Source organism: Aquipuribacter sp. SD81 (assembly GCF_037153975.1).
Classification (GTDB): Bacteria; Actinomycetota; Actinomycetes; order Actinomycetales; family JBBAYJ01; genus Aquipuribacter.
Genome location: NZ_JBBAYJ010000011.1, coordinates 110306 through 127028, shown reverse-complemented (window position 1 = coordinate 127028; position 16723 = coordinate 110306). Strand labels below are relative to the sequence as shown.

Here is a 16723-nt window from a genome sequence, read left to right as displayed (position 1 = left end):
AAACGAATGAGTGTCAAGGATCTACCGACACAGATCTGTCAAGCATGTCCCGAAGGTCGACAGCCCTACAGGGCGGTTCGTCGTCGAGGCCGGACCGTGCCGCTCGGTTGCACAGGGGCGGGTCGGCACGTGTGGGGCGCGGGGTGTACCCCCACTGTGCCCCCATGGCGCTCGACGCCACTCTCCGCGGGGAGGGGAGGGACGCCCGATGAGAACGTCGGGCGACAGCGGTCGTGGAGGGCGACAGGGACAGTCGGAGGACTCGAGAGGCTGCTGTGAGACCACTGCGCTACGCCATCAACGTCACCCTCGACGGGTGCGTCCACCACGAAGCCGTCGGGCCGGACGAGGAGCTGCACCGCTGGTGGGGCGAGCAGCTGGCGGCCGCCGACGCCATGCTCCTCGGCCGCGTCACCTACCAGATGATGGAGTCGGCGTGGCGCCGCTCACCAGACGGCACGTGGCCGGACTGGATGGCGGACTGGATGGTCCCGTTCGCGAGCAGCATCGACGCCGCTCGCAAGTACGTCGTCTCGAGCACCATGGACGACGTCGACTGGAACGCCGAGCTGCTGCGTGGGGACCTCGCCGAGGCCGTCACGCGGCTCAAGGACCAGCCCGGGGGCGCCGTTCACCTCGGCGGGGTCACGCTGCCGCTCGCCCTCGCCGACCTCGGGCTGGTGGACGAGTACGTGTTCGTCGTCCACCCGGTCGTGGCCGGGCGCGGGCCCACGCTGCTCGACGGGCTCCGCCGACCGCTGACCCTGCGCCTCGTGGACCGGCAGGTGTTCGGCAGCGGCGCCGTCGCGCACCGCTACGTGCCGGGCGATGAGTTCCGCGCGGGCGGACCGTCCACCCCGGCATGACCGCCAACCTCAACCCGTACCTCAACTTCGTCGACGACGCCCACGAGGCCATGCAGCACTACCAGCGCGTCTTCGGCGGCGAGCTGACCCGCAGCTCCTTCGCCGAGTTCGGCATGGCCGAGGAAGGCTCGCCCGACGCCGACAAGACCATGCACGCCCAGCTCGTCACCGACCTCGGCTGGGTGCTCATGGCCTCCGACACGCCCGCCCACATGCTCGACCAGCCCCGGGGGACCGCCGCGCACGCCGTCTCGCTGTCCGGCGGCCCGGAGGACGCCGAGACCCTCCACCGCTACTGGGACGGCCTCGCCGACGGCGGGCAGGTGCAGGAGCAGCTCGCGGTCGCCCCGTGGGGTGACGAGTTCGGCATGGTCACCGACCGCTTCGGCGTGCAGTGGATGGTCAACATCGCCGGCTCCGGTCAGCCGAGCCAGGACGGCGAGGGCTGAGGGTCCGCGCTCAGGCGCCGACGGGTTCCGCCGTCCTCGCGGGGCCCGTCGGACGACCGAGCGACCCCGCGGGCGTCGCCGCGGCCGCGCACAGCGCCCGGTCGAGGTCGGCGACGAGGTCGTCCGGGTCCTCCAGGCCGATGCTGAGCCGCACGAGCGCGTCGCACGGCTTCGCCTCGGCGGCGACGGGGCGGTGCGTGAGGGCGGCCGGGTGCTGCAGCAGCGAGTCGACGCCACCGAGGCTCACCGCGTGCGTGAGGAGCCGCACGGACCGCACCAGCGTGCTCGCGGCCTCGTAGCCGCCGCGCAGCTCGACGGCGAGCACGGCGCCGGGCCCGCGCATCTGGGCACCGACGAGACCGTCCGGGTCGTCGAGGCCGGGGTAGTGCACGCGGGCGACGGCGGGGTGCGCCGCCAGCCAGGCCGCCACGTGCTGCGCGCCGGCCTGCTGGGTGCGGACGCGGACCGGCAGGGTGGGCAGGCCGCGGTGCAGCAGGTAGGCCGCGAGCGGGTGCAGCAGCCCGCCCGTCACCGCCCGCACCCGGCGCAGCGCCGCCGCGAACCGCTCGCTGCACGCCACCACGCCGCCGACGACGTCGCCGTGGCCGCCGAGGTACTTGGTCGCGCTGTGCAGCACGAGGTCCGCCCCGAGCGCCGCCGGGTTCTGCAGCACGGGCGTCGCGAACGTGTTGTCGACCACGACGGGGACGCCGCCGGCCGCGGCGCACAGCGCGGCGACGTCGACGAGGTCGAGCGTCGGGTTGGCGGGTGTTTCCACCACCACCAGCGCGGTGTCCGGGCGCAGCCGCTGCGCCACCTCCTCGGCCCGGCAGTACGTGACCTCCGTGCCGAGCAGGCCGCTCGCGAGCAGGTGGTCGCTGCCGCCGTACAGCGGGCGGACGGCGAGCACGTGCCGCTTCGGCGCCCCGCCCGTCAGCTCCGGGTCGGTCGTGCACGCGAGCACCGTCGCCGTCAGCGCCGCCATGCCGGAGGCGAAGCCGACGGCCTCGGCCGTCCCCTCCAGGCGGGCCAGCGCCGCCTCGAACCGGGCGACGGTCGGGTTCCACAGCCGCTGGTACACGTGGCCGCCCTCGGCGAGCGGGTGGTGGCCCGTCGCCATCGCCTCGTACGAGGCGCCGCCGGACTCCACGTCGGGCAGCGGGCTCGTCGATGACAGGTCGAGCGGCGGCGCGTGCACGCCCAGCGCCGCGAGGTCGTCGCGCCCGGCGTGCACGGCGAGGGAGTCCAGGTGCAGCGGCGAGGCGAAGGGGTCCGACGACGGCGTCATGGCGTCAGGGTCGACGGTTCCCCGGTCTGTGACAACATCGGCCGCAGGACCTGCGGCTAGAGGGGCCTGGGTTCGCAGGATGAGCGAGGAGGACGCCACGTGCCCGGACCCGAGCCGCAGAACGTGCAGCCGTCCCTCGACGACGTGGACCGCGCCCTGCTCGAGGGTCTGCGGGCCGACGGCCGCGCGACCAACGCGTCGCTGGCCGCGCTCGCCGGCATCGCCGAGAGCACGTGCGCGAGCCGGCTGCGGGCGCTCCGCCGGGCCGGGGTCGTCACCGGCAGCAGCGTCGACCTCGATGCCGCCGCGCTCGGCCACCCGTTGCGGGCCGTCGTCAAGGTGCGCCTCGGCACGCACGACCGCGCCCACGTGGCGGCCATCTACGACCACCTCGTCGCGGTGCCGGGGGTGCTGTCGGTGCTGCACCTCGCCGGTGAGGACGACTTCCTCGTGCACGTGGCCGTGCCGAGCGCGGAGCGGCTGCGTGACCTCGTGCTCGAGCACGTGACGAGCCACCCGAGCGTGCGCCAGGTGGAGACGCACCTCGTCTTCGAGGAGCGGCGCGGGGTCGGCGTCCCGCTCCGTCCGGAGGCCGCTCCTGCGCGCCGCTCGGGGACCCGGGCGCCACGCGAGCCTCAGGCGTCGGCCGGGCGTCCCCGCAGCGCGAGCAGCCGGTAGCTGACGCCCACCGCGAGCACGAGGACGCCGCCCAGCACGCTCACCGGCGGCAGGGTGACGACGAGCACCGCGCACAGGACGGCCCCCAGCACCTGCAGCGCGCGCGGGTACAGGCGGTCCGCACCCGTCTGCGTCCACGCGCTCAGGTTGGCGACGAGGTAGTACACGAGCACCCCGAACTAGGAGAAGCCGATCACCTCGCGGACGTCGCCGACGAGCACGAGGACGCAGACGACCATCGCGACGGCGAGCTCGGCGTGGTGCGGGACCCGGTGGACCGGGTGCACCGCGGCGAGCCAGCCGGGCAGGTCCCGCTCCCGCGCCATCGCGAGCGTCGTGCGGCTGACCCCGGCGAGCAGGGCGAGCAGCGCGCCGAGCGACCCGGCCGCGGCGGCGACCGCGACGACCGGCACAGCCCACGACTGCGTCCCGGCCGCGACGGCCGCGGCGAGCGGTGCGGGCGCCGCCGCGGTGCCGTCGGCGCCCAGGGTCCCCAGCAGGACGAGCGCGACGAGCAGGTAGGTGACGGCGGCGCCGCCGAGGGCCACCAGCACCGCGCGGGGGATGGTCCGCCGTGGCTCGCGGACCTCCTCCGCGAGCGTCGCGATGCGGGCGTACCCGGCGAAGGCGAAGAACAGCAGGCCCGCGGCCTGCAGGACACCGAGGACGGCCCCGCCGCCCGTCAGCCCGTCCTCGGCCCCGAGCGGTGCGAGCGACGGCGGCGCCGGCCGGCCGAGCCACGCGGCGAGCAGACCGCAGGCGAGGCCGACGAGCACGACGGCGAGCAGGACGCGGGCCACCCCCGCCGTGCGCGTGACGCCCCGGTAGCCCACCGCGGCGAGGACGACGACCGCGACCAGGGCGACGGGCCGCTGCCAGCCGTCGGGCGCGACGTACGCGGCGAAGGTGAGCGCCATCGCGGCGCAGCTCGCCGTCTTGCCGACGACGAAGCCCCAGCCCGCGACGAAGCCCGGCCACGGCCCGAGCCGCTCCCGGCCGTACACGTACGTGCCTCCGGAGGTCGGGTACTGCACGGCCAGCTGGGCCGAGGCGGTCGCGTTGCACCAGGCGACGAGCGCCGCGAGCGCGAGACCGACCACTAGCAGGTTCCCGGCGGCCGCGGCAGCGGGGGCGAAGGCGACGAACACGCCCGCGCCGATCATGGCGGCGAGCCCCACGACGACGGCGTCACCCGTCCCGAGCCGACGGGCGAGGCGGGCGGGCTCGCTCACGTGCCCCGAGGCTAGCGACGGCTCGTACGCTCCGCCGTATGTCCCAGCCCCGCTACGGCGCCCAGTTCGGGCCCGACATCACGTTCCTCGGCGTCGAGCGCTGCGACTGGCGGGACACCGCCTCGCTGGCGGGTGCGGACGTCGTCGTCCTCGGCGCGCCCTTCGACGGCGGGACCTCCCACCGCCCGGGCACGCGGTTCGGACCCCAGGCCATCCGCTCGACGGACTACCTGCCGCACGACGGCTCGCGGCCCAGCCTGGCGCTGCGGGTCGACGCGCTCGCGGACCTCGTCGTCCGTGACGCGGGCGACGTCGAGATGCCGCCGGGCGACATCGAGACGAGCCTCGCCCGGCTGCGCGAGGCGGTCGCCGCGGTCCGGCGGGCGGGCGCGGTCCCGGTCGTGCTCGGTGGCGACCACTCGATCACCTACGCGACGGGGCGCGGTACCGCCGACGCCCTCGGCGACGGCCGGGTGTCGATGCTGCACTTCGACGCGCACGCCGACACCGGCGACATCGAGTTCGGGTCGCTGTGGGGGCACGGGCAGCCGATGCGACGGCTCATCGAGTCCGGCGCCCTGCGCGGGGACCGCTTCCTGCAGATCGGGCTGCGCGGGTACTGGCCCGGGCCGGACACGCTCGCGTGGATGGCTGCGCAGCGGATGCGCTCCTTCGAGATGACCGAGATCGTCGCGCGCGGCCTCACCGACTGCCTCGACGAGGCGTTCGTGACCGCGACCGACGAGTGCGACGGCGTCTTCCTGTCCGTCGACATCGACGTCGCGGACCCCGGCCACGCGCCCGGCACCGGCACGCCCGAGCCGGGTGGGCTGACCGCGCGGCAGCTCCTCGACGCCGTGCGCCGGATCTGCCTCGAGCTGCCCGTCGTCGGCGTCGACGTCGTCGAGGTGAGCCCGCCCTACGACCACGCCGACATCACCGCGGCGCTCGGCAACCGGGTGGTGCTCGAGGCGTTGTCGGGCATGGCGCGCCGGCGGCGCGAGGCGGCGGGAGAGCGGTTCCCCGACCCGGCCGGGCCGCTGCTCGACGGCCGCTGACCCCGGACGGGCCCGGCCGCCCCGGGACGTCCACTGCAGCCGTGGTGGCGGTCCCCGGGCCACCCCGGCCGCCCTGGGCCCTGCACTGCAGCCGTGGTGGCGGGGTGACGGCCGTGCGGCCCGGCGTGGGCGCTGCAGTGCAGCCCTGAGGGTGAGGGACCGCGCCGGGGAACACCTTCCGCGTCCGGTCCGTTACGGTGGTCGTGGGTGTCGGGCCGCGAAAGCCCCGGGCTCCATCATTTGCCGCTACGAGCGGCCACACGCCGAGAGGCGCTTCCGGTCCGGCACCCGCTGACCCCCACGACGCCGTCCCCGCCACCGCGGGGGCGGCGTCGCTGCGTCTGACGGCCCGGTCCCGCTCAGACCGGCTCGAAGACGGCGGCCAGCACCTGCCACCCGGTCTCCGAGCGCACCCACAACCGCGTGTAGCGCATGCGGGCGACCGCCGTCGCGCCGCCCTGGACGGCCTCGACGTCCACCACGGTGCGCGTCACGCCGCTCGTGCCGTCGTCCTGCACGTCGACGGAGCGCTCCTCGACGGACACGATGCGCAGCCGCCCCGAGCGGTACGCGTCGAGGTCCTCCTCCTTGGTGAACGTCGACCCGTCGGGCCCTCGGCCCACGACGCCCGGGTGCAGCAGCCCGTCGAGGGCCGCCACGTCGTTCGTGCGCTGGGCCTGCAGCAGGCGGCGCTCCGCCGCGGCCAGGTCCTCCGTGCCGACGTCCACGCCGGGACGGTGACACCGACCACGGCACCCGGACAAGCCCGCTCCCCGGACCGACGGTGCGCCGTCAGTCGAGGTCGTTGCGCCGCCAGCGCCGCGCGGAGGCCTCGAGGTGCTCGGCGGTCTGCACGAGCGCGGAGGCGGAGCGGGTGAGGCGGGTCGCGTCGAGCTCCGCGTCGAGCACGGCGACGGCGTCCGCGTCGCCGTCGTCGCGGCCGACGTGACGCTGGTCGGCCAGCACCGCACGGCCCACCGAGCACACCCGCGCGAAGGCCGCCGCGCGCTCGAAGGTGACGTCGAGGTCGCCCTCACCCACCCCGTGCAGGACGGCGTCGACCATCGCGGTGACCTCGTCCGGGCCCGGCGGCTGCGCGACGCCCGCGACGACCTCCGCCACCGGCAGCTGCCGGCGTCCCGCGTCGTACTCCAGCGCCGCCTGCGCCGGGGCGCGACGGACGCCCGCCCGCAGCGCGAGCAGCCGCCACAGCGCCCCGGGCAGCGACACGGGCGCCGCGACCGCCCACAGCCGCGCGGCGGCGTCCAGGCCCTCGTCGGTGTCGACCGCGGCCGCCATGCGCGCGCCCGCCCCCGGGTCGCTGCCGTCCCGCAGCCGGGACACGACGGCCGCGGCGCTGGCGTGGGCGGCCTCGAGGCGCTCGGCCGGGTCGGCCTCGCGCAGCGCGTTCACCGCGGCGGGGGACAGCGGCGCCGGACGGCGCGGACGCTGCGTCACGGGGCCGTCCGGCTGCGCGCGCCACGGCTCAGCTCCTGCGCGGCCCGCGCCACCAGGTCGGCGGCCTGCGCGAGGCGCGTCCGGCCGTCGGGGGTGCGGGCGGTGGCGCTCAGGTAGCCCGACGCGCCGACGTGGGTGGCGAAGTCGTGGCGGCGCACGACGACGCGGCCCTGCCGCTTCGCGCGGTGCCAGGCACCCACCCCCAGCGCGGTCCACCGCGACGGGAACAGCAGCACCGGCAGCAGCTCCGCCGGGTCGCCCCACGACACGGCGGCGTGCACGCGCCGCACGCCGCGCAGGTCGGCGGAGCCGTCGGCGAACGCGCCGAACGTCACGACGTCCAGCGGCGCGCCGCCGAGGGCCTGCGCGGTCTCGGAGGCGGCCCGCAGCGCGGTCTGCGCGCCGCCGCTCAGACCGACGAGCACCACGGGCGTGCCGCTGCCGACCCGGTAGCCGGCCGCCCGCAGGTGCGCCACGAGCGCGCTCGTGTGCGCGGCCGCGAGCCGGTCCCGGTAGCGCGGGTCGAGCGCGACGACGGCCTCCCAGACCCCGCGCGCCACGAGCCAGCGGCTGTCGGCCCGGTACAGCCGTCCCCACAGCCCGCCGGTGACCGGGCGCAGGAAGGCGGGCTCCTGGGTGACGTCGTTCGGCATGAGCGACAGCACGACGTGCCAGCGGGGCAGCCGGTCCCCGACGGCCCCGGCGAAGGCGCGGGCGACCGGCGTCGTCCGCCGCTCGCAGCGGCCCACCCCGTCGAGGTAGACGACGTAGCCGTCCGGTCCGTTGCGCTCGTCGACGTCCGGGCCCGCGACGTCGAGCCGGGTCGCGGGGGTGGGACGCGGCGGCTCGGCCGGGACGGGCGCCACCCGGTCGACGGCGTACCCCGCGAGCGCGGTCACCAGGCCGTGGACCGCCCCGTAGGCCACCGTGCCGAGCAGCGTGCGGCTCGCCTCGGACGGGCCGCGGGTGCCGAGCCGCCCGGCTCGGCGGCACACCGTCGTGTCGAGGACGGCGGAGAACGGGGCGCCGAGGACCGGGAACGGCGCCGCGGGCGAGGCGAGCCACGGCGCCAGCGCTCCGCGCAGGGCGCTGCCGCGCAGCCCGGTCGCCGCGGCGAGCGCGGCCGTCGCGGCCCCGCTCGCGGCGCACCCGGCGAGCACCGACGCGCCGACGGCGCGCAGCGAGCGTCCGGGCGCCTCGCCGGGCGCGCGGAAGGGCATGCCCGTGCGCCGGAGCACCAGCTGCCAGTCCGTCGTGCCGACGGCGTGCGCGAGCACCGAGCACCACACGGGGACCCCTGCCACCGCCCACCTCCGCTCGCCGGGTCCCGGGCGGTCGCCCGGGAGGGACGCGAGCGAGTATCGCCCGATCCGGGTCAGAACCGGAACGGCTTGGGCGGCGCGTTGAGGGCCGCGCGAGGGCACTCGGCGAGCGTGAGCCCGCCGAAGCCGAGCGCCTCGTCGCTCAGCAGCTCGACCGTCCAGCCGTTCTCCTGACCGAACTTCGTGATCGTGACGCGGTAGAGCGTGATCTCGTACTTCGTCGGGGTGCCGTAGGCGACCTGCACGCTGCCGATGAGCTCGGCGCCGGTCGTGCCCGGCGAGCCCGTCCACGGCCGGTCGTAGCGCGACCACATCGTCGTCGTGGAGTGCCACACCCCGCCGGAGCTGACGTCGCCGAGGCTCAGCTCGACGAGGATCGCGCGGGCGGCGCCCTCCGGGACGATCGCGGCGGGGCGGATGACCTCGGTGATGACCCCCTCGTCGTAGGCCTGGGCGGCGAGGAGCTCGGCTCCGTCCATCAGTGGTCCTCCGTGTGCGCAGCGCCCGCCGTGTCGCCGGCGGGTGGGCGTCCGGGACGAGGGGTCGGTCCCGGCAGGTGCGTCATCGGCACGCCCGCGCCGGACCTTGACCCCCGACCACGACCCCCGACCTCGACCCCCGACCTCGACCCTCGCGGCGAGCCCCACGCGTCGGCGGGTCGGGGTGGTGTCGGCGCGCCGCGTGCGCCACACTGGCGTCGGCCGGGCAGGCTGTTCCGCGATCGAGGCCGTTGGGGAAGACGACCCTCGGACGTGGAGGAGAGACCATGCCTGTCGTCACCCGCGGGGTGCTGTACGTGCACTCCGCTGCACGCGCCGTGTGCCCGCACGTGGAGTGGGCCACCGGGCGCGTGCTCAACATGCGCGTCGACCTGGAGTGGACGCCGCAGCCGCTCGGGCCCGGCCTGTTCCGCACCGAGCTGTCGTGGCAGGGCGAGCAGGGCACCGGTGCGCGGCTGGCCAGCGCGCTGCGCGGCTGGTCGGAGCTGCGCTACGAGGTGACGGAGGAGCCGAGCCGCGGCTGCGACGGCGCCCGGTTCAGCCACGTGCCGGACCTCGGGCTGTTCCACGCCGTCATGGACGTGCACGGCAACACCGTCGTGCCCGAGGACCGCATCCGCACGGCGCTCGCCGAGACCGACCACGTCGAGGTGCGGCACCGCCTCGAGGTCGCGCTCGGCACCGCGTGGGACCGCGAGCTCGAGCCGTTCCGGCACGCCGGGGACGACGCGCAGGTCCGCTGGCTGCACCGGGTCGGGTGACGTTCCGCCCGCGCAACGCGGCACAGCACCGGCCCGACGTACCGTCGGTGCCGTGACCGTCCACGCGCCCGGCCGCGGCACCGGGGTGCTGCTGGGCGCGGCGAGTGCGCACGCGCTGTGGTCCGTGGTGCCGGTGCTCGGCGCGGCCGTCCTCGCCCTGGCGGCCCGGCTCAGGCGTGTCGACGGCTTCCTCCGGGCCCACGCCGCCGCCGCCTTCCGGCTGCAGGGTCTGTCGGCGGTCGTCGCCGGCGTCCTGCTGCTGCCGGCGAACGTCGGTGACGGCGCCGGCCTGTACGGCGACCCCTACGGCGACCCGTACACGTCCGACGCTCTCAGCCAGGTGGGCGGGCTTCTCGCCGTCGGTGTGGGGTTGTACGCGTGCGTCGTCTCGGTGCTGTGGCTCGTGGACGCGGCCGAGCAGCGCCTCCCGCGGCGGACGGTCGGGCCGGCCGCCGTCCTCGTGCCCCGGCTGCGGGTGGTCGTGGGCCCGTCGGGCGCGTCGGGTGCGCCGGGCCGGGCGGGCTAGCCTCGCCGACGTGCTCGGCACCCTCGACACCGCACCCGCGCTGGACCGTCCCGACCTGCTGGCCGCGCCCGTCGCGGCCGCGGCGCAGGACCTGCCGCCGGACGAGGTGCTCGTCGCGCCCATCGACCCCGACCTCGCCGACACGGCCGCGTTCTGCGCGTCGTACGACGTCGGGCTCGAGGTGTCCGCGAACTGCGTCGTCGTCGCGGGCCGACGCGGCGAGGACGTCCGCTACGCCGCGTGCGTGGTGCTCGCGACGACGCGCGCCGACGTCAACGGCGTCGTGCGGCGCCGGCTCGACGCGCGGAAGGCGTCGTTCGCGCCGATGGCCGACGCCGTCGAGCAGACCGGGATGGAGTACGGCGGCATCACGCCCGTCGGCCTGCCGGCGGGGTGGCTGCTGCTCGTCGACGCCGCCGTCGCCGCGACGCCGTGGGTGGTCGTCGGGTCGGGTCTGCGACGATCCAAGCTCGTGGTGCCGGGGCTGCTCGTGGGCGCGCTGCCCGGCGCGGAGGTCGTCGACGGGCTCGCGCGCTAGGTCGCGCCGCTCGCCTTCCACTGCTCGCGGGTAAGCCGGTACAGCACGTGCCGGCGCAGCCGGTGTCCCTCCGGCACGCCCGGGTGGTCGAAGTCGCCGTCGACGACACGCCGCAGGCCGATCCGCTCCATGACCCGCCACGAGCGCTCGTTCGGCGTCGCCGTGAACGACACGACCTCCGCCAGCCCGACCTCGGTGAAGCCGAACCGCAGCGACTCCCGCGCCGCCTCGCTCGCGAAACCGTGACCCCAGTGCTCGCGGGCGAGCCGCCAGCCCACCTCGACGGCGGGCGTGAAAGGCGCCTCGAACTCGGCCGGCCACAGGCCCGTGTACCCGATGAACGCGCCGGTGTCCCGACGCTCCAGCGCCCACAGGCCGTACCCGCGCTCCAGCCACCTGCGGAGGATGCGGTCGACGAAGGCGTCGGAGCGGGCCTGCCCGTACGGCTCGGGGAAGTGCTCCATGACGGCCGGGTCGGCGTTGAGCGCGGCGAACGGCTCCCGGTCGGCGTCGGTGAAGCCGCGCAGGACCAGGCGCTCCGTGCCGCGGACGGGCACGGCGCCCGCGGACGCCGCACCCGGCTCGCTCACAGCGGGATGTTGCCGTGCTGCCCGCGCCGGGCCGGCGCCTCCGCGACGGCCGTCGCCAGCGCGGAGCGGGTGAGCGCGGCCGGGACGACCTCGTCGACGACGCCGATCTCCATGGCGCGCGGGATGCCGCCCGCGAGGCGCTCGTGCTCGGCGGCGAGCTCGAGCTCGACCTGCGCGCGGGCGTCGTCCGGTACCTCGGCGAGGCGGCGGCGGTGCAGGATGCGGACCGCGGCGACGGCGCCCATGACGGCGACCTCGCTCGCGGGCCACGCGAACACCTTCGTCGCGCCGAGCGAGCGGCCGTTCATGGCGATGTAGGCGCCGCCGTACGCCTTGCGGGTCACGAGCGTGATGCGCGGCACGACGGCCTCGGCGAAGGCGTGCAGCAGCTTCGCGCCGCGGCGGACGACACCGTCCCACTCCTGCCCGACGCCGGGCAGGTAGCCGGGCACGTCGACGAGCACGAGCAGCGGGATGCCGAACGCGTCGCACATGCGCACGAAGCGGGCCGCCTTCTCCGCCGAGGAGGAGTCCAGGCAGCCGCCGAGCCGCATCGGGTTGTTGGCGATGACCCCGACCGTCCCGCCGCCGAGCCGGCCGAGCGTCGTGACGACGTTCGGCGCCCACCGCGGGTGCAGCTCCAGCTGCTCGCCGTCGGCGTCGAGCAGGTCGGCGACGATCGGGTGCACGTCGTAGGCGCGCTTGGGGTTCTCCGGCAGGTGCCGGCCGAGGTCCCGGTCGGTCACGTCCGCCGGGTCGACCGTGCCGGTCCGACCGAGCAGGGTCACGAGGTCGCGGCCGCGGGCGTAGGCGTCCTCGGTGGTCTCGGTGACGACGTGCACGACCCCGGAGCGGCGGCCGTGCGGCTCGGGTCCCCCGAGGCGCAGCGCGTCCACCTTCTCGCCGGTCACGCTGCGGACCACGTCCGGCCCGGTGACGAACACGCGACCGTCCGGCCCGAGCACGACGACGTCGGTGAGGGCCGGGCCGTACGCGGCGCCGCCGGCGGCGGGGCCGATGACGACGCTGATCTGCGGGACCTTGCCCGAGGCCCGCGTCATGATCGCGAACACCTGGCCCACGGCGTCGAGGCTGACGACGCCCTCGGCGAGCCGGGCGCCGCCGGAGTGCCACAGCCCGACGACCGGCACCTCGTCGGCCAGGGCGCGCTCGTACGCGGCGACGATGACCTTGCAGCCCGCGGCGCCCATCGCGCCGCCCATGGTGCGGGCGTCGGACACGAACACGACCGCGGGGGCGCCGTCGACCAGGACGCGCGCGGCGAGCATGCCGGAGTCGTCCTGCGGGCTCAGCAGCTCCACCGAGCCCGGGTCGGCGAAGGCCTGCAGGCGCACGACGGGGTCGCGCGGGTCGGCGTCGACCTCGAGGGTGTCGGTCGCGGGGGCGGTCTGCGGACGGGTCGTGGCGGCGGTCATCAGGCGCTCCGGAAGGTGAGGGCGACGTTGTGGCCGCCGAAGCCGAAGGAGTTGTTGAGGGCGGTGACCGCGCGCTCGCCGTCGCCGAGCGCGCGGGGCTCGTCGCGGACCACGTCGAGGTCGACCTCGGGGTCGAGGTCGGTGATGTTGATCGTCGGCGGGGCGAGGCGCTCCCGGACCGCGAGCACGGCGAGGACGGCCTCGACTGCCCCGGCGGCGCCCAGCAGGTGCCCGGTCATCGACTTCGTGCCGGACACCGCGACGGAGTCGGCGGCCGAGCCGAGCGCGAGGCGGATGGCGCGGGCCTCGGCGGTGTCGCCGACCGGCGTCGACGTCGCGTGGGCGTTGACGTGGTCGAGGTCGCCCGGCTGCAGGCCGGAGTCCGCCAACGCCAGCTCGACGGCGCGCGCGGCGCCCATGCCCTCGGGCTCGGGCGCGGCGATGTGGTGCGCGTCGGAGGACATGCCGGCGCCGAGCAGCCGGGCGTGGACCGTCGCGCCGCGGGCGCGGGCGTGCTCCTCGGACTCCAGCACGACGGCACCCGCGCCCTCGCCGAGCACGAAGCCGTCGCGGCCGGTGTCGTAGGGGCGCGAGGCGCGCTCGGGGTCGTCGTTGCGGGTCGACAGCGCCTGCATCGCGGCGAACGCGGCGATGGGCAGCGGGTGGACGACCGCCTCGGTACCGCCGCACACGACGACGTCGGCGCGGCCGCTGCGGATCATCTGCAGCCCCATCGCGATGGCCTCGGCGCCGGACGCGCACGCGCTGACGGGAGTGTGCGCGCCGGCGCGGGCGCCGAGCTCGAGGCTCACCGTCGCGGCCGGTGCGTTCGGCATGAGCATGGGGATCGCGAGCGGGAAGACCCGGCGCGGGCCCTTCTCCTTCATCGCGTCCCAGTTGTCGAGCAGCGTCCACAGCCCGCCGATGCCGCTGGCCATGCACACGCCGAGCCGCGTCCGCTCGACGTCGGGGCTGCCGGCGTCGGCCCACGCCTCGCGAGCGGCGATGAGGCCGTACTGCGAGCTCGGGTCGAGCCGGCGCAGCTGGACCTTCTCCAGCACGTCCGAGGGCGGCACGGCGACCTGCGCACCGAAGGTGACGGGCAGCTCGAAGTCGTCGACCCACGGCCCCGTGAAGGTCGCGGCGCCCGAGGTCCCCTTGAGCGCGGCCTCCCACGTGCTCGGCACGTCGCCGCCGATGGGGGTCGTGGCGCCGAGACCGGTGACGACCACGCTGACGGGGGTGGGGCTCATCGTCTGCTCCTGGGGGTGGGGGAGGGGGCGGGCACGGGCCGGGGACACGGGGTCCCCGGCCCGCCGGGACGCTCGGTCAGCCCTGCGCCTGGGAGATGTAGCTGACGGCGTCGCGCACCGTCGCGAGGTTCTTGACGTCCTCGTCCGGGATGCGGATGCCGAACTTCTCCTCCGCGTTCACGACGATCGTCATCATCGACAGCGAGTCGATGTCGAGGTCGTCGGTGAACGACTTGTCCATCTCGACGGCGTCCGTGGGCAGGCCCGTCTCCTCGTTGACGATCTCGGCGAGGCCGCTCAGGATCTCCTGCTCGCTTGCCATGGGGGTTCCTCCTGTTGGACGTGCGTGGGTTGAGGTGCGGGTACGTGCGGGAACGTGCGGGTTCGTGCCGGGTGGTGCGGGTGGTGCTGCCTAGGGGACCTCGACGACCTGCGCGGCGTAGACCAGGCCGGCGCCGAAGCCGATGAGGAGCGCGAGGTCGCCGCTCCTGGCGACGCCCTCGTCGACGAGGCGGTGCAGGGCGAGCGGGACGCTCGCGCTGGAGGTGTTGCCGCTGGTGACGATGTCGCGGGCGACGGGCACGTGGGCGGGCAGGCCGAGCTGCTTCACCATCGCGTCGATGATGCGGACGTTCGCCTGGTGCGGCACGAACACGTCGACGTCGTCGATGCTCACGCCCGCGGCGTCCAGCGCCTTCTGCGCGACGGGCGCCATCTGCCACACGGCCCAGCGGAAGACCGTCTGCCCGGCCATGACGAGCGCCGGCCACTCGCCGTCGACCCGGGCGCCGTCCTCGCTGCGCATGTCCGTCCACGCCGTCCGCTGGGAGATGACCTCCCACTGCGCGCCGTCGGAGCCCCACACGGTGGGACCGATGCCCGGCCGGTCGGACGGGCCGACGAGGACCGCGCCCGCCCCGTCGCCGAACAGGAACGCGGTGCCCCGGTCGTGGCGGTCGGTCCAGTCGGAGAGCTTCTCCACGCCGACCACGAGCACGTGGCGGGCGCTGCCGCCGCGGACCATGTCGTTGGCGAGCGCCACGGCGTGGCAGAAGCCCGCGCACGCCGCGGACACGTCGAAGGCGGCGGCGGGGGTCGCGCCGAGCCGCTCGGTGAGGACCGCGGCGGCCGACGGCGTCGCGTACGGCCACGTGACGGTCGCGCAGATCACGGCGTCGACGTCGGCGGGGGCCACGCCCGCGCGCTGCAGCGCCTCGAGCGACGCGGCGAGCGACATGTCGACGACGCTCTCGTCAGGCCGGGCCCACCGGCGCTCCACGATGCCGCTGCGCTCGCGGATCCACTCGTCGGAGGACTCGATCCACGTGCACACCTCCTCGTTGGTGATGACGCGCTCCGGGCGGTACGCGCCGATGCCGAGGATGCGCGCGTGCGCGGCGCCGACGGGCGGTGCCAGCCGGCCGGGGCTGCTCACCGGCGTGCTCACCGGGGTGCTCGCTGTCCCGCTCACGCCATGCCCCCGCCCGCGCTGCCGACCGGGTGCAGCCGCACGAGCGGCTGGCCGGGGGAGACGGGGTCGCCGTCGTGCACGATCCACTCCACGACCGTGCCGCCGTGCGGGGCGGTGACCTCGTAGGAGTCGCGGAGACCCTCGACGCGCGCGACGACGCTGCCGGGGCCGACCGTCGCGCCCTCGGGGTGGTCGCCGATGGTGACGAGGCCCTTGGCCGGGCTCACGACGAGCCGCCACGTGGGGCTGACGGCGAGCGGGCTGGTCTGCCCGCCGTGCTCGGCGACGAGCGCGCGGGCCGCGGGCAGGTCGTCGGGGGTCTTGAGGGCGACCACCTCGACGCCGGGCAGCGCCCGCTTGGCGAGGTTCGACAGCGTGCCCGCCGGCGGGATCTCGACGACGCCGGTGACACCGAGGTCACGGAAGGTCTCCATGCACAGGTCCCAGCGCACGGGCCGCGCGACCTGGGCGACGAGCCGCTCCAGCACGACCCGGCCGTCGTGCACGACGGTGCCGTCGGCGTTGGACACGAGCCGGCTCCGCGGGTCGTGGGTGGTGATCGCGCGGGCGTACTGCTGGAGCACCCCGACGGCGGGCGCCATGTGCTCGGTGTGGAAGGCGCCGGCCACCTGCAGCGGCACGACGCGCGCCTTGGCGGGCGGGTCGTCGCGCAGGGCCTGCAGCTGCTCGAGGGTGCCGGCGGCCACGACCTGCCCGGCACCGTTCATGTTGGCGGGCGTGAGGCCGTGGCGCCGCAGCACCTCGGCGACGTCCTCGGCGTCGCCGCCGAGCACGGCGCTCATCCCCGTGGGGCGCACGGCGCTCGCCTCGGCCATCGCCCGGCCCCGCTCGCGCACGAAGACCATCGCCTGCTCCGCCGTCATGACCCCGGCGCCGGCGGCAGCGGTGATCTCGCCGACGGAGTGCCCGGCGCCCGCGGCCGTCAGCCGGAACGCGTCGGAGGGGTGGGGGAAGAGCTCGAGGAGCGACACGAGGCCCGCGCCCACGATGAGCGGCTGCGCGACGGCGGTGTCGCGGATGGTGTCGGCGTCCGACGTCGTGCCGTGGGCGACGAGGTCGACGCCGGCGACGGCGGACAGCCAGCGCAGCCGGTCCTCGAAGCCCGGCAGCTCGAGCCAGGGGGAGAGGAAGCCGGGGCTCTGGGAGCCCTGCCCGGGGCAGACGACGATGAGCACGTCGTCACACTGGCGCACGCCGTCGGTGCACCGGCAGGACGGCGGGCACGACAAACCCGTGGGTTGTCTGTAGGAACCCTACAAACGCCCCGGCCCCGGCT

The 16723-nt window shown here is 76.0% G+C and carries 18 protein-coding genes and 1 pseudogene; 7 read left to right on the top strand and 12 right to left on the bottom strand.

All coding sequences use genetic code 11. The features are described 5' to 3' along the window. Positions 1-275: 275 nt before the first annotated feature. A complete protein-coding gene (locus tag WAA21_RS08815; RefSeq protein ID WP_336922408.1) occupies positions 276-866 on the top strand; it encodes a dihydrofolate reductase family protein in 591 nt (196 codons plus the stop codon). Beyond that, positions 863-1315: a VOC family protein gene (locus tag WAA21_RS08810; protein ID WP_336922407.1), complete on the top strand. Its 453-nt coding sequence runs from the start codon at positions 863-865 to the stop codon at positions 1313-1315. Before WAA21_RS08815 ends, WAA21_RS08810 begins: the two co-directional genes overlap by 4 nt. Before the next feature lie 10 nt (positions 1316-1325). On the opposite strand, the gene WAA21_RS08805 is transcribed toward WAA21_RS08810, so the two are convergent. Further along, the gene (locus WAA21_RS08805; protein ID WP_336922406.1) at positions 1326-2603 is read right to left on the bottom strand and encodes a trans-sulfuration enzyme family protein; all 1278 of its coding nucleotides are present in this window, start codon (positions 2601-2603) and stop codon (positions 1326-1328) included. 99 nt (positions 2604-2702) lie between these two features. Here WAA21_RS08805 and WAA21_RS08800 point away from each other — a divergent pair, with 99 nt between their 5' ends. Beyond that, positions 2703-3281 (top strand): Lrp/AsnC family transcriptional regulator, encoded by a 579-nt coding sequence (locus tag WAA21_RS08800; RefSeq protein ID WP_336922405.1) that lies wholly within the window; start codon positions 2703-2705, stop codon positions 3279-3281. Here the strand turns inward: WAA21_RS08800 and WAA21_RS08795 are convergent. Beyond that, positions 3239-4513 (bottom strand): annotated as a pseudogene (locus tag WAA21_RS08795) (APC family permease). The gene WAA21_RS08800 and the pseudogene WAA21_RS08795 overlap by 43 nt on opposite strands. Before the next feature lie 38 nt (positions 4514-4551). Here WAA21_RS08795 and speB point away from each other — a divergent pair. Continuing rightward, positions 4552-5571 carry an agmatinase gene (gene speB, locus WAA21_RS08790; RefSeq protein WP_336922404.1) on the top strand — a complete coding sequence of 340 codons (1020 nt, stop codon included), beginning with the start codon at positions 4552-4554 and terminating at the stop codon, positions 5569-5571. 359 nt (positions 5572-5930) lie between these two features. Here speB and WAA21_RS08785 read toward each other — a convergent pair whose 3' ends face one another. The 4 genes from WAA21_RS08785 to WAA21_RS08770 form a co-directional block, all read right to left on the bottom strand. Further along, entirely contained in the window at positions 5931-6299 is a 369-nt protein-coding gene (locus WAA21_RS08785; protein ID WP_336922403.1) for a nuclear transport factor 2 family protein, read from the bottom strand. Between the two features lie 64 nt (positions 6300-6363). Beyond that, positions 6364-7029 carry a hypothetical protein gene (locus WAA21_RS08780; protein WP_336922402.1) on the bottom strand — a complete coding sequence of 222 codons (666 nt, stop codon included), beginning with the start codon at positions 7027-7029 and terminating at the stop codon, positions 6364-6366. Then, entirely contained in the window at positions 7026-8333 is a 1308-nt protein-coding gene (locus WAA21_RS08775) for a hypothetical protein (RefSeq protein WP_336922401.1), read from the bottom strand. Before WAA21_RS08775 ends, WAA21_RS08780 begins: the two co-directional genes overlap by 4 nt. A 71-nt stretch (positions 8334-8404) precedes the next feature. After that, positions 8405-8830 (bottom strand): hypothetical protein, encoded by a 426-nt coding sequence (locus tag WAA21_RS08770; RefSeq protein ID WP_336922400.1) that lies wholly within the window; start codon positions 8828-8830, stop codon positions 8405-8407. Between the two features lie 287 nt (positions 8831-9117). On the opposite strand from WAA21_RS08770, the gene WAA21_RS08765 reads away from it, so the two are divergent. From WAA21_RS08765 to WAA21_RS08755, 3 genes are read left to right on the top strand one after another with little or no spacing between them, the layout of a single operon-like run. Next, positions 9118-9612, top strand: coding sequence for a DUF3145 domain-containing protein (locus WAA21_RS08765; RefSeq protein WP_336922399.1), 495 nt, complete (start codon positions 9118-9120; stop codon positions 9610-9612). 52 nt (positions 9613-9664) lie between these two features. Continuing rightward, positions 9665-10138: a hypothetical protein gene (locus WAA21_RS08760; protein WP_336922398.1), complete on the top strand. Its 474-nt coding sequence runs from the start codon at positions 9665-9667 to the stop codon at positions 10136-10138. A gap of 10 nt (positions 10139-10148) precedes the next feature. Beyond that, a complete protein-coding gene (locus WAA21_RS08755; RefSeq protein ID WP_336922397.1) occupies positions 10149-10676 on the top strand; it encodes a YbaK/EbsC family protein in 528 nt (175 codons plus the stop codon). On the opposite strand, the gene WAA21_RS08750 is transcribed toward WAA21_RS08755, so the two are convergent. The 6 genes from WAA21_RS08750 to WAA21_RS08725 form a co-directional block, all read right to left on the bottom strand. Further along, the gene (locus WAA21_RS08750) at positions 10673-11266 is read right to left on the bottom strand and encodes a GNAT family N-acetyltransferase (protein WP_336922396.1); all 594 of its coding nucleotides are present in this window, start codon (positions 11264-11266) and stop codon (positions 10673-10675) included. The two genes, WAA21_RS08755 and WAA21_RS08750, sit on opposite strands and share 4 nt — an antisense overlap. Continuing rightward, entirely contained in the window at positions 11263-12702 is a 1440-nt protein-coding gene (locus tag WAA21_RS08745; protein ID WP_336922395.1) for an acyl-CoA carboxylase subunit beta, read from the bottom strand. The genes WAA21_RS08750 and WAA21_RS08745 overlap by 4 nt, the downstream gene beginning before the upstream one ends. Further along, positions 12702-13955, bottom strand: a complete 1254-nt coding sequence (fabF, locus tag WAA21_RS08740; protein WP_336922394.1) for a beta-ketoacyl-ACP synthase II — start codon at positions 13953-13955, stop codon at positions 12702-12704. Before fabF ends, WAA21_RS08745 begins: the two co-directional genes overlap by 1 nt. A 76-nt stretch (positions 13956-14031) precedes the next feature. Beyond that, complete coding sequence (locus tag WAA21_RS08735) at positions 14032-14277, bottom strand: acyl carrier protein (RefSeq protein WP_336922393.1); 246 nt, start codon at positions 14275-14277, stop codon at positions 14032-14034. Between the two features lie 90 nt (positions 14278-14367). Beyond that, on the bottom strand, positions 14368-15402 hold the full coding sequence (locus tag WAA21_RS08730) for a beta-ketoacyl-ACP synthase III (RefSeq protein ID WP_442893253.1): 1035 nt from the start codon (positions 15400-15402) through the stop codon (positions 14368-14370). Between the two features lie 20 nt (positions 15403-15422). Continuing rightward, positions 15423-16622, bottom strand: a complete 1200-nt coding sequence (locus tag WAA21_RS08725) for an acyltransferase domain-containing protein (protein WP_336922392.1) — start codon at positions 16620-16622, stop codon at positions 15423-15425. Positions 16623-16723 lie beyond the last annotated feature (101 nt).